This is a genomic window from Paenibacillus agaridevorans (genome assembly GCF_018604145.1).
In the GTDB taxonomy this organism is placed as follows: domain Bacteria; phylum Bacillota; class Bacilli; order Paenibacillales; family Paenibacillaceae; genus Pristimantibacillus; species Pristimantibacillus agaridevorans.
Genome location: NZ_CP075889.1, coordinates 7998384 through 8020383, shown reverse-complemented (window position 1 = coordinate 8020383; position 22000 = coordinate 7998384). Strand labels below are relative to the sequence as shown.

Below are 22000 nucleotides of genomic sequence, written 5' to 3'. Positions count from 1 at the left end.
TTAAGTTCCTCCTATGTTGTACCCGTGCCGCACCATCGCGAATACGCGCAATTCGGACAGGAAGGTATAGCCCGTATCGGTTCTCGCATATCGAATATAGCGGAAAGCGTTCGTATTCGTCACCGCATGACTCCAGACATGACCCGAATACGGCGTGTTTCCTACCGATCCGAGAACAGCGTACGTGCCAAAGTTCGGATCATTGGAGGCGCGGATTTCAAAATTGCGGCGCGGACCGTTCCAGTCCGGCCTTCCGTCCTGGCCGTCGTAAGGTCTGTCATCTACCTGAACGCGCTGGATGACGTATTCGTCGCCAAGATCGACTTGCAGCCAAGGGCTAATGCCTTCGAAAGTGACCGGCGACCAGCCGTTGTCCCACTCGCCGCCAATGCCATCGACCGCTTTCTCCGGGCCATAGTCGAGAGAGGGAGTGCCGGTATCCGATGTGGCGACCGATTTATTCCATGCTACGTTGACAGCCTCCGGAAGCGCATATACGCTCAATTCGGACAGGAACATGTAACCCGCGGTCGTTCGGACATATCTGATATATCGATAAGCGTCCGTTCCAGTCGCTTTGCGGCTCCATACATAACCCGAATACGCTTCGTTGCCTACCGCGCCCAGAACTGTATAAGTGCCGAAATTCGGATCGTTGGAGGCGCGAATTTCAAAATTGCGACGCGGACCGTCCCAGTCGCTGCCCGGACCGTTCGTCCCGTCGTACGGACGATCGTCCACCTGGATACGATGGATGACATATTCGTCTCCCAAGTCGATTTGCAGCCATGGACTTACACCTTCATATACCGAGGGATGCCAGCCGTTCGTCCATTCGCCTCCGATCCCGTCTACCGCGCGAGCAGGAGAATACGGAGAATGGATGTTGTCCCAGAAAGGAATCGACGTCTGCTTATGAAGCGCCACATTCACCTCCTCCGGCCTTGAAGGTTCGTTGCTTGCCGGAATTAGATACACTCTCCAGTCCCGATGCTTCCGTTCGCCCGCGAACCCGGTATAGGGCAAATCTTCGGCCATATACACTCTGTAATCGCGATAGACGCCTCCTCCTGCGAGAAGTTCCAATTCGGTGCCAAATGGCGTGTCAATATCAAGCGCAAGCGTTGAAGGATCTGCATGGGCCGCAAGCTTCACATACACCTCGCCGAATTGATCGCTGATCGTTGCGGGCTCCGATTGCCCCGCATACGATACCTGTTCGATGGCCAGGCGCGGAGGGTACGTTTCGGGCTTTATCCTCGACGACCAGCTTGCGTTTCCTTGCGCTTCAAAAGATATCACATCGCCCGGAATCAAATCGATATGGACAACATAATCGCCTTGTCCGCCATCGGCTTCGCCGCTCCACGCCACAACGCTGTTTTTGCGAATCGAATAAGCGAATTCCGGAAGATCGGATTGAACCGTACCCGCTATTTTGACGCTGCCGTATTCTGTGGCCGTCCATGGATTGCCGGATTCATGGGTCTGTACGCGGGGCACCATGTCCCAATATTCCGGCTTCAATCCCGCATTGTTGATGATTGCCGTATCCTGAATGCCATTATGGTCTATCACGTTGTCATTGAGATGTTCGGCATTAAACTTGATTTGATTCGTTTCGCCGCCGATTCGGGTCATTGCGTTGTCCCGCACGACATATCCTTTCGTTTCCTGATCCAGATAAATCGCTCCCCCAAAATACCTGGAGGCGAATTCATGTTTGTCGATGTCGTGAATAAAGTTTTCTGCCATTTCGGCGCCGGGCGTATGGCTGAGCGTATAAATAGCCCCTCCGTCCGCAAGCCGGTTGATGACATGATAGACGTTATTGTAGCGGATTTTCGTATTTTTTAACGTTGTTGGATTAGCCGTCCAGCCCCATCCCGCCGAAATCGCCGAATAGCCCGTATTCGATATTTCATTGTGCTCGATAACGCTGCCTTGCGCATAGCCGCTTAATAAGGCAACGCTGCCGTAATGGTTGACTCCAATGCCGTTCATATAATTGTTGGCGAATCGATTATCTTTGGCGTGCAGCAATTCGTCAAAATGGTCGTATCCGGTCAAATCGTCAAAGACGCCTTCTACGATGCCGCTGCCGCCGATATCGAGGAAGGCGTTGCCCTCCACAACATTGTTCTGCGTCATCATGTCGAGGTCGAGAGCGGCCGCGCCGAAATGCCGGAACACATTGCCCTCGATACGAATTTGATGCGCCGCTTTCAAATAAACGGCTGACGGCTGGCGCACACCGCCGGATAGACCGCCCTGGTCGGAAATCATCCCGTTCTGAACAATCGCGCGCTGGTACTTCGTATATTCAAACGTCAGCCCTTGCAGCCGGATATTGCGCGCAGGATTGTTTTTATCATGACCCTGAATGGCGATGAACCGATCCGCCAGACCCATACGGGCGTCAAGCGTTCCAGCCGTCTCTCCGTCTCTTGGCCGGTAAAACAAGTCGCCGCTGTCCCGATCAAGAAACCACTCCCCGGGTTGATCGGCAAACTCGTAAGCATTCTCGAAGTGTACGCTCTGATCGACGGCCTTGTCCGGAAACGGCCTGGTAAAGAGTACATCACCCAGAGAGGCCAGGGAAACCGCCGTTGTGCCTGCCACGGTCGATACCGCGTTAATCCGCGCCATCGATTCCGTCCAGTGCTGATTCAAGACGAGTTCCACATCCTGCGGTTGGTTCACGTTCAACGCGGCTGCAGCTGCGCTTTCTACGAGAATCTGCTTGCCCGCCGTATCCCACCCCTCCAATTTGAACGACTCGGTTCGCGCGCGCAGCGCCCTTCGACCGTTCACCCACAGATCGCGGAAGTTCAGACTGCCGACATTGGTTTTCAGCCACTCGCCTTGTTCCGTCCAACCGCCAATCTTTTGCGCTCCGCTTATGACCGGGGTTTCGCCCGGATAGTTGCGGTAGGTGACATAATAGCCGTTTGTTCCCGAGTCGGCTACGCCAAGCGTCAATGGGTCGGTCAGCTCGTATTGTCCATCACGCAAGTAAACGACGATATCCCGATCCATATCGGCATTTATCGTTCGCACCTCGTCGCGCACCCGTTGCAGCGTGCGAAACGGCTGCGCCAGAGATCCGTCTCCGTTATCATTCCCGTCCGGCGACACATACAACAAGACAGGAGAGCCGCCAGGCTCGCCTGGTTCCAGCAAGGCCAACACTTTTAACTCGGACAAAAAGGTATAGCCCGCAATCGTCCGCGCATATCTGATGTAGCGATAAGCTTCCGTATCCGTCACTTCCTGACTCCATGTATAACCCGGATACGGAGTGCCGCCAACGCTGCCAAGTACGGAGTACGTGCCGAACTCGGGATCGTTGGAGGCGCGGATTTCAAAGTGGCTGCGCGGACCGTCCCATGCGGGTCTGCCGTCCAGGCCGTCATACGGCCGGTCATCCACTTGTACCCGGCTGATTTCGTAAGGCTGACCGAGGTCGATTTGCAGCCACGGCATTACGACATCGAACTGGACAGGCGACCAGCCGTTCGTCCATTCGCCGCCGATTCCGTCTACCGCCTCCTCCGGAGCATATCCGGAGGAAGCGGGAGTCGAATCGGACGTGACGACCGACCTGTTCAGCGCCACGTTTATTTCCTCTAAATTCTGTTGAGCGCCGCCTGCGGTAGCAGTTCCCGGTATGGCGAATATCGTGAGCGCCAAAGCCAACGACAACACGGCGGCAATCCGTCGGCTCATCCCGGCATTCATCAAGGTCGGGCGCATCAAACCGACGGCCCCTCTTCAGCAAATACGCGCAATTCGGACAGGAACGAGTAGCCCGTATCGGTTCTGGCATATCGGATATAGCGGTAGGCGTTCGTATTCGTCACCGAATGGTTCCAGACATAACCCGAATACGGCGTGCTGCCTACCGATCCAAGAACAGCGTATGTGCCAAAGTTCGGATCGTTGGAGGCGCGAATTTCAAAATTGCTGCGGGGCGCGCTCCATGCGGGTCTCCCGTCCTGTCCGTCGTACGGCCGATCATCCACCTGGACGCGCTGGATGACATACTCGTCTCCCAGATCGACTTGCAGCCACGGGCTGAGGCCTTCGAAAGTGACCGGCGACCAGCCGTTGTCCCATTGTCCGCCTATTCCATCGACCGCTTCCGCCGGTCCGTAGCCCGGCGAAGGAGTTCCGGTATCCGAAGTGCTGACCGATTTGTTTAGCGCCACGTTGATTTCATTCGCTCCGGCAACGGGTGTAACCTCCACGTTTCTCGTAGCTCCGTTGCCGATCGAGGTTTCAACATAAACAACGGTGTAATCGTCAAACTGCTTCGAGAAAGTCGTCGGAATCGATGCTCCCGTTGACACATCTTTTGCCTCATAAACCGCATGATCATTCGACATTTTAAATTTCAGCCGCACAAACGGCATGTTGTAGCCGCTGTTCTGAATCGTCGCGGTGTTCGTTGCCAACGTTCCGTTATTGGAGCCGTTATAATTGATCGACAGATTGATATTGTCCGCCAGCATATGTTGATGCGTAATTTGCGAGCCGTTGACATGGACAAGCGCAAACGCCGGATTGCTGTGCGACGCCGTGCCGATGACCAGATACGGAATTCCGGTGACCGGGTCCACATTGCTTTGATAATTGTGCTGGTGTCCGCTGATCATATAGCTTACATCGTGTTCCGAATATAGATCCCTGGCCGTTCCCACCGTATTGCCGTCCGACACGAACATATTGAAGTTGTGATGCGACACCGCGATCTTGTTCGTTTTCCCCGCTGCCGCCGCGAATGTCGAATTCATCCAGTTGTACAGCGCCTCGCCGACATCGTCATTAGGCAGGGTCGTCTGATAGCCCACCGTACCCATCTTCAAATAACCGTTATTGAGATTGCCGCCCCATCTCTTCGTCCAGTCCGGCATATCGTAATGGAAATTGGTCATCATGAAATGGGTGTTGCCGACGTCAAAGCTGTACGTGGTCGGTCCCAAATATTTGTTCCACATCGCTTCGCCCATCCCGTATCTGGCGTCGCTTCTGTCAACCCAGCCGCCTCTTACGAGATCGTGGTTGCCCGGCACCTCGAAGATCGGCGTTGTATAATTCTCAAGCAGGGACAAATAATGCGTATAATCTTCGTCCTTCACGTAATCATTGGGATAACCGTATTCGGTGGCATGGCCCGCCCCGCCGACCGTGCCCGGCGTGCCCGCCGTCACATCGCCGGCATTAACCGAGAATACGGGATTGATGCGCTCGGCCTTCGCCAGCAATTTGTTCTTAAAAGGAGTAGAGCCTTCCTGATTGTCGCTCCATGCGATAAAGTAAAAGTTGTCCGGATCGGGGTAATACCAAGGCCCCACCTGAACCGTAACCGAATCGTCCGCCGGCACATCCACTTCGAACACGAAGGAGTTGGCGCCTTTCGACAAAATCCTTCCTTCACTGACGGTGATATAGTCCGGATCTGCGTTTCGAATCGTTACGGTAAAGGTTTCGGCGCTCCCATCCTCATTGTTGATCGTAAAAGAGCCCTCAAGCGCCCTCATTCGGAACGCCAGCTGATTGTTCGGAATATCCGTCCCCAGCACTTGCGCCATGCCGGTTTCACTCACCGTAATCCCGCTTTGCGTTAGGGGCGTGAGGGTAAGACTCATGTCAAAATATAGATCCGAGCTGCCTGCTGTCGCCTGATGCACCTCGACGGCGATTACGTTGGCTCCGTTGTGCAGCACACCTTGCAGCGAAGATGTTAAATCAACCGTTGCCAAATCGGGAGGGCCAAGCGCGCTGCTCGCCAAGGTCGTATACGTCACGCTGCCGCTTGGCATATTGCGGCGGTACGCTTCTTGACCGTTTACATACAGCACCAGGCCGTCATCGATGCCGATCATCGCTTCAACCTTGTCAATATTATTAACGTCGTCAACTGTAAACGAATTGCGGAAGTAGGAGGTCGCATACTTGTTGGAGCTGCTTGGCCCATACGAGATTATTTTGTTGATTTGCCCAAATGCCGTTGTCGACGTTTGCGTGTAGTTGCCGGAATATCCAAAAGGCCCTGCACCCGTGCTCCATCCCGAATCGTTAAAAGAAGCTCCCCGCCAAGCCGTCCCTTGATTGCTGCCGTTATCCATGTACTTCCATTCTGCATTGCCCTCAATCCATGTAACCGACGAAGCAAGCGCTTTTGCGACTCCTGCCGTTCCCGGCAATGCACACAAGCTTGCAAACATCAACAAAGCCAGGACCAAAGCAACCCCTATTTTCTCCCTTCGGCTCCATTCAAACCTCTTCCTTAACTTTCCGCCTCTTGTCTCCCCAATCATAGTCAGTCCCATCTCCTTCGCTAAATATTTGAACATGCTCGGCACATTTGGACAGCGCTTTCAAAATGAGGATTCTTGGATGGGTCTGCTACATGCTCTGCATGTCCCAACATCATCGTACTTGGAACGTTTGGACATGAGAAGGGAATTTTAAGCGGTCACAAGGAATTTTATCCACTCTTTAAGTGAAGTGAAAATTGCAGGATCCCAAAAGTCCCACGACCGTCGAAGTCGATGGCCGGGGGACTTCTCTCTTACAACGAACGATCCGCGATCCGCTTCGTCAGCATCTCCATGAACGCGCCGGCGGCGTAAGAATGCTGCGCATCGTCCCCATAAGCGCGCGCCTGCAGGCTGCCGCTCTCCAGCTCCTTGTCGCCGACGACGGCGACATACGGGATTTTGCCCAGCCGCGCTTCGCGCATCCGAAACCCGAGTTTCTCCTTGCGGCCGTCCACCTCCGTCCTGATGCCGGCGGCGGCCAGCTTCTCACGCAGCTCCAACGCATAGACCTCGTGCGCGCCCGCCACAGGCAGCAGCCTCACTTGTACCGGCGCCAGCCATAGGGGAAACGCCCCCGCGTAATGCTCGATCAGAATGCCGAGGAACCGGTCGATGGAGCCGTACACGGCGCGATGGATCACAATCGGCGTACGCTTCTCGTTCCGCTCGTCGATATACGACAAACCGAATTTCCCCGGCATCTGGAAGTCGAGCTGCACCGTGCCGCATTGATGGCTGCGGCCTAACGCATCCTTGATGTGGAAGTCGATCTTCGGTCCGTAGAACGCCCCGTCGCCGGCATTTACCGCATAAGGCGCTTGGGCCGCCTCAAGCGCTCCGCGCAGCCCCGCTTCCGCCAGCTCCCACTGCTCGTCGCTGCCCATGGAATGCTGCGGCCTTGTCGACAGCTCCAGGCTGTACGCGAAGCCGAACAGCTCGTAGACGGACTGGATCAGCTCGATTGTCCGCAGGATCTCCTCCTCGACCTGATCCGGCCGCACGAACAGATGCGCATCGTCCTGGCAGAACGTCCGCACGCGGAACAGCCCGTTCAGCGCTCCGCTGTATTCGTAACGATGCACCTGGCCGAACTCCGCATACCGGATGGGCAGTTCCTTGTACGAGTGGCGTTTGCTCTTGAACATCAGCATATGTCCCGGGCAATTCATCGGCTTGACCGCTACCTGCGTGTTGTCCAGCTCCGAGAAATACATATTCTCGCGGTAATGCTCGAAGTGGCCGGACTGCTCCCACATGGCCCGGTCCATGATGAAAGGCGTCCGCACCTCTTCGTATCCGAACTTCTGCAGAAATTCCCTTGCCAGACGCTCCAGCTCATTCCGAAGGATCGTCCCTTTGGGCAGATAAAACGGCATGCCCGGGGCCTCGTCCACGAACATGAACAGCTCCAGCTGCTTGCCGAGCTTGCGATGGTCGCGCTGCTGCGCCTCCTCCTGCCAGATCAGATACGATTCCAGCTCCTCCGCGCTTTCGAATGCAACGCCGTAGATCCGCTGCAGGACCGCATTGCCGCTGTCGCCTTGCCAATACGCGCCAGCCACGCTTAGCAGCCTGAACGACAATCCCGCGCTCTCCGCATCATTCGGCGGCATTCCCTCTTCAAGTACCAGATCCAGGTAGGCATCCCGTTTCAGCAGCAGCACCTCGTCTTCGTCCTCGTCCTTGTCCGCCTCGCGAAGCAGTTCCACCTTCCAGAGCTCGCCCTTCTCATCGAACAGACGTTGCGCCTCCGCGCGCGATAGCCGCATGACGCTTCGCCGCGACGATTCCGCCGCAACGCTCCTCATCTCCTCCTGTATGGCCGCCAGCTCGGCGGATGTTGGAACGGAAGACTCCCCCGAAAAGTCAAAGTCATAATAGAAACCCTGATTCACCAGGCCGCCCGTGCCTAGCCTGGCCTCCGGATATATTCGCCTTACCGCCTCCGCGAGCAGCAGGGCCGCTGCCCTTCCCGCTTGCTCCGATCGTTGTTCATGTTTGCTCATCGTCTTCATCTCCTTATTTTTATTGGTTCGGAAAAATCAAAAAAAGCCCGTCCGCATAGGGACGAGCGTGCTCGTGGTTCCACCCAAAGTTCGATTCGCGCGAGGAGCCTCCCGGAGTAACCGGGAATTGGGCCATGCATGCGAATCCTTCGACGTTCTGTAACGGGAACTCCCGGCGGTTCATAGTCTCCGTCGCCTGCGCGGGGCGCACGGATTTCCGAATCGCGGCTGCAAGGGGGTACGCGTCTTCCATGTCCGAAGGGGCTTTCAGCACGGGGCCCCTCTCTCTGTCGGCATGCGTAAGCCGCACATGTCCTTGGTTATAGCCGATTGGTATGTTGTTGGTCTTATCGATGGATGAGGCGCTCCGTTCGTAGAAATCAAAAAAAGCGCCTCATCCGCAAAGGGACGAGCGCGCTCGTGGTTCCACCCAAATTCAATTCGTCTCTCGCGGCGGCGTACCGCCAGACGAATCCTTGTGTTTTCTGTAACGGGAATACCCGGCAAGCCTTACACTTCCGGCGGCGAGGCCTCGCTGGCGGAATTTCAAACTTGCGGCTGCAAGGCGGTAAACGAATGTCATGACCTAAGGGGCTTTCAGCCGGGTCCCCTCTCTCTGGGCGGTATGCGCAATCGTTCATGTCCTTGATCATAGCCTTTGGATTTGTCATTCATTCTATTCCCATTGTTCGGAATTGTCAATTCCCTTCGCGGCCCGTATTCGCAAGAGAACGATTGCCAAGCTTCTCGTCGATGAAGGCCACGACCTTGGCCAGTTCCTCCATCTGCGCGCGAACCTTCTCCCTATGGTTTTCCATCATGTCGATCAAGTCCTGATGTTCCGTCAGATCGCCGTCGAGCGAGATGCCCAGGAATGGCTTCATCTCCTCCAGCGACAATCCTGTCTTCTTCAGGCAGAGCAGCAGCTTCATCATGGCAATGTCATCATCCGTATAACGGCGGTGACCGTTCTCCTTCCTTACCGGCGGCGGCAGGAGCTGTATTTTCTCATAGTAACGAATCGTATCCCCTGATAAGCCTGTATGCGACGAGGCCTGTGCAATCGTATAGGTTCGTTCTGCGTTCATCTCAGCTCTCTCCTTGCTCCGATTCATCGTATTCTTCCGATTATATAAGTTGGAGTCAGCTCCAAGTCAAGCTTCCAATCCCTTTCAAAAAAATCCCTTGACTTGAAGCCAGCTCCAAGTTCTACAATGCATCTAATTACATCGCATCTGCGACCAACCGCCATGAAGGAGGCATGATTCTCTATGACCACGATGACAAAAAACAATCAATACGAACGGGTAGCGCTTATTACCGGCGCTAGCCACGGCATTGGCCTGGAGCTCGCTCGCTTGCTGCTGAAGGAAGGCTGGCAGGTCATTGCCATCAACCGTTCGGAGCTCCCCAAGGACGATGAGCTGCTGAACGGGATGATACGGACTTCCAAGCTCAGAACATACCGCGGGGATCTCTCCGATTATGGGAGCCTAAGGAAGGTGCTGGAGGAAATCCGCTCGCATGAAACCCGAATCGATGTCCTCTACAACAACGCGGGAGGCAGCTTCTCCGAGCTGCTCTACTCCAGGCAAGGACGCGAGCTTCATTACGAGCTGCATACCGTCGTGCCGTACATTATCTACAACGAGCTTAAGGAGCTGCTGTTGCAAGGCGATAGGCCTACCGTCGTGGGCACTTCGTCGAATGCGGCCGGGATGGTCAAACGTCTGGATCCCGGGAAGCTGGCCTCCCCGGAATCCTTCAAGAAGCTGCTTGGCCCCTATGCCGACTCCAAGCTGGCCCTGTCGTTATGGACGCAGGAACACGCGGCGGCCGCAGAGGCCGAAGGCATTCGGCTTCTCAGCGTCGATCCCGGCGGCAACAATACGATTAGGAGCAGCAATAGCGGCGGCCTGCCTTTGCCCGTCCAATTGTTGATGAGGCTGTTTTTCCCGCCTCCGACGCACGGCGCGGCACGGCTTCGCGACGGTGCGGCAGGCGCAGCTCGGCATGCAGCCGGTACATTCGTATCCAAAGGAGCTCCGCGGGCCTTGAAGTTCCGGCAGCATGGCCCTGCCATTCTGCGGCAGGTGGACGAGATTTACCGCAAGGAATATTTGAAGCAGGGCTGATATGCCGCATGAGGCGCGGTACCCTATCCGGCGTATCGAGGCTGCGGCACCTGTGGAAAGCTAATCTGGAGACGAGCTGCGAGAAGCTACATGCCTCTCCTTTGCTCTCCACATGCCCCAGTTCAATCTACCTATACGCGCTCCAGAAGCCCCGGCAGCTCCCGCCAATGCCCTTCAATCCAGCGAAGCTCCCTAAGAAACCGCGCCAGTAACTCGCGCAGCTCGCTCTCGACGCGAACCTCCGTGCGCAGCCACCAGATGGATTCGATAAGATAGAGCATGCGAATCGCTCGAACCAACAATTCGCCTGATGCCGCTGCGTGCTCGCGATAACCGTCCATAAACGCGCGAACTCCGTCTATGCGCAGTCCCCCGTCTTCTTGCAACGCTCCGGACAGGATGGCCCTCGCAACGTCGATCTCCGGATAAGCCATCGTCATCCGATCGAAGTCGACGATGCCTGCGACTTTTCTGTCGCTCAGCAGGATGTTGTCTACCCACAAATCCCAGTGCAGCCAGCCCTGCCGACTTGCCGCGAACTCGCCGAAGTCCGCGGCTTCTACGATAGCGCGCGAGCGGTCCAGCCAATCCAGCACGATCTCGTCGCCTGCCGCGGCCGCCGTATTCCGGTTTCCTTCCCAATCCTTCAAGTAAGCCGCGCGGTCCGGTTCCCAGGCGGGCTTGCTCAAAGGCGGCACATGCGACAGCCAGGCGTGCATGCGTCCCGTCGATTGCCCCAGGCTGTTAAGCTGGTTGTCATTCATGCTGCCAGCCTGCACGGTCTCGCCTTCCACCCAGTCCATAAACGCGACATGCATCCCCGACGGCGTCACCATTAGATGCCGGTCGTCGGGCGTTCGCACACGGGGGCAAGCAACACTGGCAGCGTGAAGTCCGTTTTGCAGCTCCAGCGTTCGCTCGATGGCCGCCTTGCGATCCGGGCGGGCATGAAGCTTGTAGCGGTCGGGATGATAATATTTTGCAAATAGCGGGCCTTGATCCGTATCGATCTTCCACTTCACGTTAAGCCAGCCCTTGTCGATAGGAGTTGCGCGGATAAATCGGATACCGAATTCAATGTCTAGCAGCGCTGCAAGCTCTTCCTCCCCATTCATCTCAAATGCCCCTTTTCTCCCGAATGAACAGCTTCTTCTATCGTACATGACCGAGACCGAAATTGCTCGTATTCCGCACAAAGAGGAGCAGCAGAGCTGGGCCCGAGTTGGCGCGCCCCCGCCGGGATGACATATAATGGAGAAGGCCAAGCTATACCGGCTTGGCTTTCGCGAATGGCAACCCAATCATGGATCGGAGGAATCGCAATGATCGTCAAGTACCATGGACACTCATGTATTCAAATTACGGAAGGTGAACACTCAGTCATCATTGACCCCTTCTTGACAGGTAACCCTACGGCCATCGCAGGACCTGAAGAGGTGAAGGTGCAATACATTTTGCTCACGCACGCACACGGCGACCATACCGCCGACGCGGAAGCCATAGCCCGCGCGAACGACGCCACCATTATCGCAACGTACGAGCTTGCAACTTACTACTCCTGGAAGGGACTTAAGACGATCGGCATGAACATCGGCGGCAGCCTGGACATCGGTTTTGCCAAGGTTAAGCTCGTCCATGCGTTCCATAGCTCCGGCATGATCGTCGAGAAGGGCCAAATTCTGTACATGGGCATGCCCGGCGGGTTCGTCATCGATTGGAATGACACGACGCTTCTCCATACCGGAGACACCGGCTTGTTCGGCGATATGAAGATGATCGGAGAACGGCACGACATCGATCTTGCTTTCCTGCCCATCGGCGATCTGCTGACCATGGGACCGGAAGATGCGCTCACCGCCGCGGAATGGCTGCAGGCGAAGGCCGTTATCCCTATCCATTACAATACGTTCCCTGGCATCGTGCAGGATCCCGACAAGTTTGCGAAAGCTCTGGATGAGCAAGGCGTGAAAGGGATTGCGCTCTCTCCCGGCGCTTCTTACGAACTGAACTCCTGAGCCCGGCCTCCACTATCCGTTGTCAGTGAGCATAGAAAATGAAACAGCGACAGCCAAGGACGAGAAAATAAAGTCCTGGACTGTCGCTATTTTATTGAGCTAACGTCTATCAAAGAGCCCACAAGTTCGATAGCATAGATTACTCCAGCGGAGATTAGAAAGGACGCACATAACTGCATATCCTCTATGCCGAATTGGCTCAACGAAGCTGTCACTTTACACAAATTTCTTCATTCTAGTCATGGCACAATCGTACCACATATTGTAAGCAATCTGCCCTTTACTTCAACGAAAATGGCAACTGATCATCTGGATCAGCTGCCACTTTTTCTTAACTAACGTCTCCCGATAGTTCAATAACTTGGCTTATAAATGTAATCAGTATCGGTATCAATTACGAAGTCAGGCCGGACACTCTCCTGATGCGATGAAGGCACCCGCTCATATTGAAAAAGCCTGCAAAAAACATCTGTAAATTCCCGCATGTTCGTACATTGCTCTTTGGCTATTTTGTACTTATCTCTTAATGTCGCAATGGAACATGTCTTACCGATAATAAGTGTATTTTCGAAAAAACCATCAATTTCGACTATCACAAAATCACCGCCGGTTTCTAGCCAGCCTCTGAGCTCAAAGGTATGGACCGTCTTCGCTTTTGTTTAACTATAGTTCTCCGTTAGTCGAAAAATCAACTAATCTTTTATTACACATTATGGTTCGAACTGTTCATCAGATTCGGGAACTTCCGCTCCGCACGATTGCAAATGCTGATACCAATTTCTGTGCCATCAGATAGAACAACTAAATCTCCTGTCACTCGCACTTCATCATGCTTGCATTCGTTCATTTCATCACCCCAAGTCATCGATTCGGCGAACTGCGACACATTACTCGTTACTGGAGAAAGAGATTAAACTAACGGGCAATTTAGTTTAGAACCCTTCTTTTTTGTGGAAACATTTAAAAAATTCTCACGTCTAATAAGAAACAAGATCATTTGGAGGGATACAGTGCTTAAGAAATCGTTAATGCTGTTGTTTACAGTGTGTATATTTGTACTGTCTGCTTGTCAGGACGAACAATTTGTATTAACAGATGACAATAAATCGAAATATAGTGAAATTGCTTGGAACACTATTGAAACCGAGCAAAGAAAGCATATTGTAAAGAACTGGACAGAAGCAGATGTTTCTACGTTCGTCTACAAAGATCAATGGATCGTACCCCAGAAGGATAGGAGCCATCTCAAGAAGCAGGAGTTGGTAAGTGTCAGTTTTTCAACTGATCAGGATGGTTTATTAGGACCAATAGTTGTAGTGATTAATCCAGAAGATGATGCCATTGTAGGTTATTTTCCAAGAGACTGATTAAGCTGGTTGGGAACTATAGTTCAATTGACCGCCTCTCTGTTAAGGCGTTTTTTTTCCCCTCTGTCGCAATATGGATCAAATGCGACAGAAAAATCTCTTTCTCAAAAGGAGGTAGCTACCGTTGTGGCAAACTGCTCCTTACGGGCGGGAAGGGGGCCATCAAGTAAGGACGACTAACTCAAGTAACGATTTCGGATAACCCCCATGTGATGAAGCTCGTGTCCTGCGATGCCGTAAGCGAGTGCGCGCGCCGAAATGCTTACGTTGTTGGCTGTGCCCTTGCGGGACCACGCCTCCGTCGGTAACCCGGTGAGCAGTGTGGTCGTCGATTGCCGTACGGCCCGGTAGTCTTCTGCCAATTGTGCGGTTGTCCAGCTTCCAAAAGGAGGAATGAACAATTCCTGGTCAAACCCGGGAAGAGGCGTCTGATCCCCTCTTGCAAATCGGAGCAGGCGGTAGGTCATGACGCGTTCACTGTCTGCGATGTGGCCCACGACTTCTTTCAACATCCATTTCCCTTCCGCATACCGATAGGTGCTCTGGCTATCGGTCAACGATGCCAGCAGCTCGGTCATTTGCTTTTCCTGGGCGAGCAGAATGTCGATGATATTGCCTTCCGGCACCAACCGGATATACTCGCCAACGTCCCCGGCGAATTCTTCTTCCGACGGTCTTTGGTTCATGCGTAATCACCCTTCCAATGCCTCTACCGCGATTTTTTACGAAATTCGCTACCTCGGCATGCCTAATGAGTTCGTGAAAGAATAGAACTTTCCTTCCTACAATTGAGAGTAAGCAACCACTCCGTTGGTCGACCGCCACGCTAAACTCCAAATAGGTTAACGAGCAACGGCAACCGATTGTGTGGTCATTTTGTCCCAGTGCTCCCCTTCTTATTTAAACCTAACTGAATTTTGTGAAAAGGAGCTGCCGCGGCAGCTCCTTCTTCGTTTGTAGAGTCCTTGGTACCTGTTAACTTAGATCCTTATAAGTTGATCGAAATAAGGCTGCATATCCGTAATCAATTGTGCAGGATCAACAATTCCATTGTCACCGTGCTCCGCGACAAATGAGTTCATATGCTTCATTAACACCTCAAGTTTCATCTCTAGTACCTTTTCCCCACTAGCAAACTTTGCACTCAAGTTTAAATAATCTGTTTCAGTCAAATAGTGTTTTACTGTTTCGAATGATTCATATATTCGATCCGCATGAACACTAGCTGATGACGCAACTCCCACGTGGGTTACAACCTTCACTTTCCCAGCGTTAATTGTGGTCTTTTCTTTGTTGATTTGATTCGGCCTATCAGATCGATAGATCCCCATTTTATCCTGCCAGTTAGCAATGAAGTATTGTCAGTCTAATACTTTATTTTCTTCAAACAGTAACGACCTTATTGCGCAAACTAAATCTAACAAAAGACTTGTATAGCGACATATGTCGCTATACAATATAACTTAGAGGTGAACGGTATGGACAAAGAAATTTTGAAAGGCAGTATCGATATTCTTCTGCTCTCTATAATCGCGCGCAAGGATACTTATGGCTACGAGATTGTTCAACAGTTGAAGGAGTTGAGTCGGGATTCGTACCAAATGAGCCAAGGGACGCTCTATCCCGCGCTGAGACGGCTCGAAAACAAGGAGCTACTTCGTTCTTACTGGATTGAAACCGAAGCAAGCGGTCGGAGAAAATTCTACGCGCTCACAGAGACCGGGCGTGAGAAGTTGACTGACAAGCTAGCCGCTTAGGACCAAGTACACGCACTGATTCAATCGTGCAGAAAGGCTGGTTTCGCATGAATTCCTTTGAAGAGTATTTAAACCAAATACTGCAAAACATCGACGCCTCGGCTGAAACCAAGAGGGAGTTGTACGAAGAGTTTCTCGATCATCTGGAGCAATTGCGGAGGAGCTATGTCGCCGATGGTGTGCAAGATGCGGATGCGATTAAGTTGTCTATTGCCGATTTCGGCGGATCGGAGCTTGTGGGAGGTTTGATTAACAAGGTGGTATCACCGTATCGAAAATGGTTGCAAGCCTTGTCGTGGTTCGTCTTCACGTCTTATGCGCTGATCGTTGTTTACCAACTATTCTTGACCCAAACGCGACTTATTCTACGCAGCATGGAACAACCTCATCCCAACTTAATTCCGTTCCAAAGCATTTTGCTATACGCCAACGGTTATCAGAATTACAATTTTGATACTTGGTTTTTTAATCTCTTCGGCAACGTGCTGCTTTTCGTTCCGCTTGGATTCCTGCTGCCGATCCTTTTCGCTAAGGCGCGGCGTTTCTCGACGACCATCGTCTGGACGATGCTGGCCAGCCTTGCCATCGAACTGACCCAGCTAGGTACGCGACTCGGCTCCTTCGACGTAGACGATCTCATTTTGAACGTACTCGGTGGAGCAATCGGATACGCGGTATGGATAATGGCTGACATGGGTTGGCGAATTACGTTGCAGAAGCTTCGCCCAGCGATAAAGTAAATGTGACGTACGATTCGAAATAAAAGGGGCTGTCCCAAATGCCAATTTGTGATTTTTCGAGCCCCGCGTCAAGTCGGATTTTTTCAAGAAAAGGACCTCATCCCCACTTTACGGTGGAATTCGAGGTCCTTTTGCGTGTAAATTGGAACGCTTCCCTATCATTTGAACACTTTTGGGACAGTCCCCTTGCGTTCGAGTGTCGCCAAATAGCATGAACATAGCGGACTTGTCGCATACGTATGGAGTATTCCTGCATGGTGTATTATCAACCCCTCTATACATGAAAATGAATATGCAAACCTTACCTCACCATCATTGTGTATTTTTGCTCAATTGTTGCGTAAACAGCACAAACTAATCTGCATCTGAGAGCGCCATCACCAGCCGTCACGACCAGGGCACCTGGGTCCTGGGATTACTCACTCCCAAGGTATCCAAATTCAACCGATACATGCGACTCAACTGTAACGGAACTGAAAGGCTTTATTTCATCAAAAAAACGCCATTTCGCAATGCTAACGGAACTGACAGCTCTTAAGAGGGGCACAAGTTCGCGGTTTGCCTGGATTTCTCACGAATAACGTCGCCCAGTTCCGTTAGATTCTACTAACACGCCAAATGATCAAAATAAGGCTTCTCAGTTCCTTTACAGGTTGTCGATGATCGATTATAGCTTCATTTCCAGCTTTGCAACAATGAATCGATCGTCTCTTTTCCCGGGCTATCGCATCCCAAGTCGCTTCGCGCGACTCCAAGGGTCCGTCCCAAAAGTCATCGTCAGTGGAGAAATCAGAAAGTGGATATATGTCAAGCAACAAGCCTGTGAAAAACTCAGGAGCGGGGAAGGATATGCGTTATCGGTTCGAAGGATGATTGAACCGGAGAGCGTGTTTGGGCGAATAAAGAATAACCGGGGATTCCGACGTTTCCTGCTTTGAGGCCTGCCGAAGGTAAGCCTTGAGGTCGGGTGGCTTTCGCTCGCCCGCAATTTGCTGGTGCAGGGATAGCCTTCCTAGCACCACCATTTTTTCATTTTAGACGTTTCATTCATCAAGTGAGCTATTACATCAAGCGAACGATCTTACTTTTGAGACAGCCCCCTTTGCATTCTACCGTATGAACGAATTTCACTTCACTCTCGCATTTATGCTCGCCGTCACCACCCACGCTAAACTGCCAGTTAACTTAACGAAGCTTAAGACATCCTCAGGTTTGGCCGAAACATCTCTGAGCAGGAGCTCTCATGCCTGCCGAAACACGAATCACCCCCGTCACGCTCGAACAGCGGCGGGGGTGATTGGTGTTCCCGGGATTGTCTGCAGCAGCGTCAAATCACTTCCAGCTGCTCCCGATGCGGCAGCGCCGGATGCGGGACATGCGGCTCCGTCTGGTACCAGTACGCGACGGAAGAGATATCGTCCTGCAGCGGCAAATATTTGCCGCCCGAGCGCCAGCCCAGCGCCTGGACCGTCACCCTGAAGTCCGTCTCGAACCGGATGGGATCCATCACATGCCAGCGGTACATGCCGAAGCGTTGGTTGGCGCGGTACAGCCCGTCCGCCTTAATATGCTGATGCATGCCGAGGAACGGCGTGGAATACGTGACGTATTGACCGTCCATATCCCAGTTCCAGGCGCCGCCGAAGTAATCCTCCAGTCCCGTACCGCAGATCGTCGGGAATTCCGTGTCCCCGTCCAGATAACATTTGACCTCGCCCTCGCCCCACCAGTTGTTGCTGTTGACCTGCCAGGCCAGATAGGTGCCGACGTAATGCCCCTTGCCGCGGATGCCGTCCACGATCGTATGCACGTCCATGTAAGCCAGCGGGTTGCTGCGCCGCCACTGCGCGTGGAAATACGCCATGTCATCCGGCACGGAGGTAAGCGTATAATTAATCTGATAATAAAGCACCTTCCGCTCCGTCCCCACGTTCTCCATCGTGAACCTCGCCCGCTTGCGGAAAGGCATTTCCCAGTAGCTGTTGAACCCGTTGGCAGGATTAACGGAGATCGGCAAGGAGTTGACAAGACTGCGCTCGCACCATCCGTTGCAAAAGAAGTCTCCTGCCGGCACGCGAACCGAAGGTTCCGCTTCGTCATCCCAGTAGATATTGAGGATCAAATGCCGCCAGGATTCCACGGGGCAAGTCAGCCAAATATGCTGAATGACGCCCGGTCCGGCAATGTCCGCCATCGTAAACGCCGTGCCCGGCTCCACTTGAACGCAAGGCGAAATTTTCCACCCTTGTCCCAGCGTACCCGATGGACCGAGTCCTTCCCCTTCGGTGGCCATTCCGCCTTTGCCCTTTTCTCCCGTGAAATTTTCCGGCGATACCGACCGCGTTACCGCGTTCGAAAGTCTCGCCAGATTGCCTAGCCCCATTCCCGTACCGTTAAATTCGTAGTTCATCGCCAATCAACCTCCATGTCATCTGTTATATGCCGGCGGCTTGCGGATCGAAAGCGCCTGCATTCGCAATAATGCCATTATAACGGGGATGCCGGAGAACGGATTTAGCAATTGTATAGTTTCTTTTGGCGATTATAATGGAAGGAGAGTCAAGAGGTCGCAGACTTTGACAATAGGGAAGTCCTGGAGGTTAATGATGGAGCTGTCGTCGGTACAAACGCTGTCGCCTTATGTGCGGGTGGCCATGGATCATTGGCTCCATCCCGGTTCGGTGCTGGACGAGCGAATGTTATGGGATTATGAGCTGCTATACGTGAAGCAAGGGACGCTCGAGGTCGAATTCGGACATGAGACGATCGTGGCGGGGAACGGCGACGTCCTGTTGTTCAAGCCCCGCCAGCCGCACGTCCTCCGCGTGCCGGAGCACGGCCCCGTGCATCAGCCCCATATTCACTTCGACCTGCACGAAACGTTTGACAGCTCCGAGGTGCCCGTCTCCTTCAAGCACGAGAAGGATATGACCCCGGAGGAGAAACGATGGTTCCGCGACGATCTGCTATCGGGTCCCGAGCTCAGGCTGGGCAACCTGATCCGGCTCCAAACCGTCCATCCCTTCGAGGAACTGCTGTTCAGAATTATTCGCGAGCAAGAGATGAGACTTCCCTATTATCAAGTTCGGGTAAAAAGCTTGCTCCTGGAGCTGCTCGTCTGTCTCCTCAGGGATGCGCAAGCTCCGCAACTGAAGCGAACAAGCGGGAAAGGTTCCGTCAGGCTCGAAGATATCCAGCTCTATCTGAGCGAGAACGCCGGCCGCGAGCTGGCTTTGGAGGAGCTGGCGGAGCAGTTCCATCTGAATAAGCATCACCTCATTCGGCGCTTTAAAGAAACGTACGGCATTACTCCGATCCAATTCCATCAGCAGATGCGGGTCGAACGGGCGCGCAGCCTGCTTAAGCACTCGCTTCTCAGCGTGCAAGACATATCCGATATGCTCGGCTACCCAAGCATTCACGCCTTCAGCCGCGCTTTCAAAAACAAGGAGGGCCGCAGCCCCAGCGCCTATCGCGAGGCGGCTACCTCATGAAACTGATGACTGACGAAAACATCGGGCCATACCCGGTCCAGCGGCGAAGAAGGACTAACCTTCGTTATCCTTCTTCCCGTCTTACCTACTCCACTACTGTGATCGTTGTATACACATCGCCGTCATAATGACTGTCCACGACGTCCTGCGTCAAGGAGAAGTTGCAGTGCGCGGCTATCCAATATTGTCCGGCAGGCAGCTTCAGCTCTTTTTCCGCGTAGAAGGCTCTCCAGAACTCCGCATCGGGATCATCGGAGCTGTAGCCACCGCTCTTCACGAACGGGAACTCCATCGTCTCTCCCCGAGCGAATTTCATGGGCGTCAAATCCGAGGTGCTGGCACCGTCCATATCGAAGTCCTTCCCGTCTGTCAGAGTAAAGCCGACCTTGGCGCTGCTGGATCCCCATACCGTAAACTCTTTCTCGTCCCCTGTGTATGTCAGCGAAGCCGATAGCACAATGGGCTCTCCTGCCTTATAAGTCGTCTTCTCCACGTTGAGCCGCATCTCGAACGGCTCTCCCTTATGCACGAGCTTCGGATTGTCCATCCGCTCCGCCACAGTCGGATTAGTGGTGGAAGAAGGCCCCTCCGGCCGCTCTTCCCCGCCGCAAGCTATTAACAACACAATCGCCGCCAGCCATAACAAGGCGAGTCCTGATAATCTGTTCATCGTCCAGCGTCCCCTCTCTACTCCGGCCTGTTGTGTAATGGTATAGACGCTCCGCGTCGCCCAATTGTTCCCCAATCGGAGGCGAAAAAGAAAGAAGACCGCAAGGCCCCTTTACCAGGCGGTCCTTGCGATCTTCTTCTTTATGCCGGTTGTTTATTGACGGCTGTTTATTGACGCATATGCTTCTTACGCTCCGGCACCGCAGCATTTTTTGTATTTTTTGCCGCTGCCGCAAGGACACGGTTCGTTGCGGCCGATCTTCTGCTTCGTCTGGAAGCTGTAGACGTCGGCCTTCGGCATGTCTAGCGGTGCCGGACGGTCGGCGAGAGGAGCAACCGCGGCAGCGTTCGCCCCTTGGGGTTGCAGCACCGGGCCGGTGCCTTGCCTATAGGCGGACATCTCTTCCGGCGAATGGCCTTTGAGCACCCACATCCGCGTATGATTATGGAAGGACGCCAGCGCATCCATCAACTCGTTCATTTCCTTGTCCGATCCCAGCTCCAGATGCTCCATTAATTGAATAAGCAGATCATTCATCGAAGCGCCGTTCTGAATGGCGGACGCGGCTTCGTCGGCCATGATGTCCAGACTTTTGGCGTCTACTCGCCAATGCTTGCGCAAGACGGACGCGAACTTCTTGTAGCCTTCATGACGATCCACATAATCGTGCGCGGCTGCACGGATCACCTCCGGCTCCGCAAATGGATAATAAGGAAGATTGGGGCGATTTTGCTGCTCGGCAATCAACTCGGACGGATCTTTTAACATGAAGTTCCATACGCTATCTTCTTCGTAATTAAGACTATAATCATAAAAGGCCAGATCGCAGACAACTCTCCAGAAAGCCGTTCCGTCGACCGGCTCGCCCGTAAGCCTCTCTACATGCCCGGTTAACGTCTCCTTGTCCATGTATCCATAGTAGAACAGGAGGCCTCTCGTCAGATTAGCCCAACGTTCGTTGCGTTTCAGCATGTCCATCTGCTCGTCCATATCCAGCGTCTTCAGCTTCGCGACGACTTCCTGCGGCATAAAGACGTAATCGTCCATCGCGAAGAGCAAACCATATTGCCGAAAATACATGGAATCATAATTGTCGTCGATTTTCTCTATAGAAACGATGCCGTTCGGCGCTTTCATGACGCTCTGAAGCACCGTAAAGCGTTCGATGTCCATTCGCTCCAGGCTGTATTCTATCTTGTCGACGATCTCGGCAGTCAATCGTTTGGCGAGGTCGGCTTTATTAAGCTGGCTGACGCCTCGAACGTCCAGCGCCTGGCGCAATTCGGTCAATTCGTCTTTTTTGAGCTTACCCAGGATTTCCGTCAAAGTCATCTTGTTCGGTTTTACTGTTGGCATAACGATAATCTCCTTGTTTGGCTTACAATTTACCTTGTTCATACTAATTACTAAGATAATAGTATAACAGATAACGCCTTAACGCGCAGACATGGGATGCAACCCTCTATTTGCCGCGAACATAGCAAGCATTA

The 22000-nt window shown here is 53.2% G+C and carries 16 protein-coding genes and 1 pseudogene; 7 read left to right on the top strand and 10 right to left on the bottom strand.

The genetic code is table 11. The features are described from left to right. The 4 genes from KJW29_RS32130 to KJW29_RS32115 form a co-directional block, all read right to left on the bottom strand. A complete protein-coding gene (locus KJW29_RS32130) occupies positions 1-3756 on the bottom strand; it encodes a discoidin domain-containing protein (RefSeq protein ID WP_246608924.1) in 3756 nt (1251 codons plus the stop codon). Beyond that, positions 3756-6323, bottom strand: coding sequence for a metallophosphoesterase (locus KJW29_RS32125; RefSeq protein ID WP_214627653.1), 2568 nt, complete (start codon positions 6321-6323; stop codon positions 3756-3758). The genes KJW29_RS32130 and KJW29_RS32125 overlap by 1 nt, the downstream gene beginning before the upstream one ends. Positions 6324-6577: 254 nt before the next feature. After that, positions 6578-8332: a threonine--tRNA ligase gene (thrS, locus tag KJW29_RS32120; RefSeq protein ID WP_214627652.1), complete on the bottom strand. Its 1755-nt coding sequence runs from the start codon at positions 8330-8332 to the stop codon at positions 6578-6580. A 698-nt stretch (positions 8333-9030) separates the two neighbouring features. Continuing rightward, positions 9031-9420 carry a MerR family transcriptional regulator gene (locus KJW29_RS32115; RefSeq protein WP_214627651.1) on the bottom strand — a complete coding sequence of 130 codons (390 nt, stop codon included), beginning with the start codon at positions 9418-9420 and terminating at the stop codon, positions 9031-9033. Positions 9421-9603: 183 nt separating this feature from the next. Between KJW29_RS32115 and KJW29_RS32110 the strand changes: the two genes are divergently transcribed. Further along, entirely contained in the window at positions 9604-10467 is an 864-nt protein-coding gene (locus tag KJW29_RS32110; protein WP_343222720.1) for an SDR family NAD(P)-dependent oxidoreductase, read from the top strand. Positions 10468-10598: 131 nt separating this feature from the next. On the opposite strand, the gene KJW29_RS32105 is transcribed toward KJW29_RS32110, so the two are convergent. Beyond that, positions 10599-11582 (bottom strand): phosphotransferase, encoded by a 984-nt coding sequence (locus KJW29_RS32105; RefSeq protein ID WP_214627650.1) that lies wholly within the window; start codon positions 11580-11582, stop codon positions 10599-10601. Between the two features lie 207 nt (positions 11583-11789). On the opposite strand from KJW29_RS32105, the gene KJW29_RS32100 reads away from it, so the two are divergent. After that, on the top strand, positions 11790-12482 hold the full coding sequence (locus KJW29_RS32100; RefSeq protein WP_214627649.1) for a metal-dependent hydrolase: 693 nt from the start codon (positions 11790-11792) through the stop codon (positions 12480-12482). A 1010-nt stretch (positions 12483-13492) separates the two neighbouring features. Next, a complete protein-coding gene (locus KJW29_RS32095; protein ID WP_214627648.1) occupies positions 13493-13849 on the top strand; it encodes a hypothetical protein in 357 nt (118 codons plus the stop codon). Between the two features lie 176 nt (positions 13850-14025). On the opposite strand, the gene KJW29_RS32090 is transcribed toward KJW29_RS32095, so the two are convergent. Further along, complete coding sequence (locus KJW29_RS32090; protein WP_214627647.1) at positions 14026-14535, bottom strand: DinB family protein; 510 nt, start codon at positions 14533-14535, stop codon at positions 14026-14028. A 294-nt stretch (positions 14536-14829) separates the two neighbouring features. Further along, positions 14830-15180 (bottom strand): DUF3600 domain-containing protein, encoded by a 351-nt coding sequence (locus tag KJW29_RS32085; RefSeq protein WP_214627646.1) that lies wholly within the window; start codon positions 15178-15180, stop codon positions 14830-14832. 147 nt (positions 15181-15327) lie between these two features. Here KJW29_RS32085 and KJW29_RS32080 point away from each other — a divergent pair, with 147 nt between their 5' ends. The 3 genes and pseudogenes from KJW29_RS32080 to KJW29_RS36980 form a co-directional block, all read left to right on the top strand. Next, positions 15328-15606, top strand: coding sequence for a PadR family transcriptional regulator (locus KJW29_RS32080; protein WP_214627645.1), 279 nt, complete (start codon positions 15328-15330; stop codon positions 15604-15606). A 47-nt stretch (positions 15607-15653) separates the two neighbouring features. Further along, positions 15654-16346, top strand: coding sequence for a VanZ family protein (locus KJW29_RS32075; RefSeq protein WP_214627644.1), 693 nt, complete (start codon positions 15654-15656; stop codon positions 16344-16346). 806 nt (positions 16347-17152) lie between these two features. Then, a pseudogene (locus KJW29_RS36980) lies at positions 17153-17353 on the top strand (transposase); the annotation flags it as partial. A 320-nt stretch (positions 17354-17673) separates the two neighbouring features. Here the strand turns inward: KJW29_RS36980 and KJW29_RS32065 are convergent. Then, positions 17674-18756 carry a glycoside hydrolase family 172 protein gene (locus KJW29_RS32065; RefSeq protein WP_214627643.1) on the bottom strand — a complete coding sequence of 361 codons (1083 nt, stop codon included), beginning with the start codon at positions 18754-18756 and terminating at the stop codon, positions 17674-17676. A gap of 166 nt (positions 18757-18922) precedes the next feature. Between KJW29_RS32065 and KJW29_RS32060 the strand changes: the two genes are divergently transcribed. After that, positions 18923-19840 carry an AraC family transcriptional regulator gene (locus KJW29_RS32060; RefSeq protein ID WP_214627642.1) on the top strand — a complete coding sequence of 306 codons (918 nt, stop codon included), beginning with the start codon at positions 18923-18925 and terminating at the stop codon, positions 19838-19840. Between the two features lie 85 nt (positions 19841-19925). Here KJW29_RS32060 and KJW29_RS32055 read toward each other — a convergent pair whose 3' ends face one another. Continuing rightward, positions 19926-20510 carry a hypothetical protein gene (locus tag KJW29_RS32055; RefSeq protein ID WP_214627641.1) on the bottom strand — a complete coding sequence of 195 codons (585 nt, stop codon included), beginning with the start codon at positions 20508-20510 and terminating at the stop codon, positions 19926-19928. 186 nt (positions 20511-20696) lie between these two features. After that, positions 20697-21866 (bottom strand): YecA family protein, encoded by a 1170-nt coding sequence (locus KJW29_RS32050; RefSeq protein WP_214627640.1) that lies wholly within the window; start codon positions 21864-21866, stop codon positions 20697-20699. Positions 21867-22000 lie beyond the last annotated feature (134 nt).

Excerpts from the sequence above, each read along its gene's own strand:
- KJW29_RS32065 (WP_214627643.1), bottom strand. The coding sequence starts at position 18,756 with ATGAACTACGAATTTAACGGTACGGGAATGGGGCTAGGCAATCTGGCG.
- KJW29_RS32110 (WP_343222720.1), top strand. The coding sequence starts at position 9,604 with ATGACCACGATGACAAAAAACAATCAATACGAACGGGTAGCGCTTATT.
- KJW29_RS32105 (WP_214627650.1), bottom strand. The coding sequence starts at position 11,582 with ATGAATGGGGAGGAAGAGCTTGCAGCGCTGCTAGACATTGAATTCGGT.
- thrS (WP_214627652.1), bottom strand. The coding sequence starts at position 8,332 with ATGAGCAAACATGAACAACGATCGGAGCAAGCGGGAAGGGCAGCGGCC.
- KJW29_RS32130 (WP_246608924.1), bottom strand. The coding sequence starts at position 3,756 with ATGCGCCCGACCTTGATGAATGCCGGGATGAGCCGACGGATTGCCGCC.
- KJW29_RS32125 (WP_214627653.1), bottom strand. The coding sequence starts at position 6,323 with ATGATTGGGGAGACAAGAGGCGGAAAGTTAAGGAAGAGGTTTGAATGG.
- KJW29_RS32090 (WP_214627647.1), bottom strand. The coding sequence starts at position 14,535 with ATGAACCAAAGACCGTCGGAAGAAGAATTCGCCGGGGACGTTGGCGAG.
- KJW29_RS32085 (WP_214627646.1), bottom strand. The coding sequence starts at position 15,180 with ATGGGGATCTATCGATCTGATAGGCCGAATCAAATCAACAAAGAAAAG.
- KJW29_RS32055 (WP_214627641.1), bottom strand. The coding sequence starts at position 20,510 with ATGAACAGATTATCAGGACTCGCCTTGTTATGGCTGGCGGCGATTGTG.
- KJW29_RS32080 (WP_214627645.1), top strand. The coding sequence starts at position 15,328 with ATGGACAAAGAAATTTTGAAAGGCAGTATCGATATTCTTCTGCTCTCT.
- KJW29_RS32115 (WP_214627651.1), bottom strand. The coding sequence starts at position 9,420 with ATGAACGCAGAACGAACCTATACGATTGCACAGGCCTCGTCGCATACA.
- KJW29_RS32050 (WP_214627640.1), bottom strand. The coding sequence starts at position 21,866 with ATGCCAACAGTAAAACCGAACAAGATGACTTTGACGGAAATCCTGGGT.
- KJW29_RS32075 (WP_214627644.1), top strand. The coding sequence starts at position 15,654 with ATGAATTCCTTTGAAGAGTATTTAAACCAAATACTGCAAAACATCGAC.
- KJW29_RS32100 (WP_214627649.1), top strand. The coding sequence starts at position 11,790 with ATGATCGTCAAGTACCATGGACACTCATGTATTCAAATTACGGAAGGT.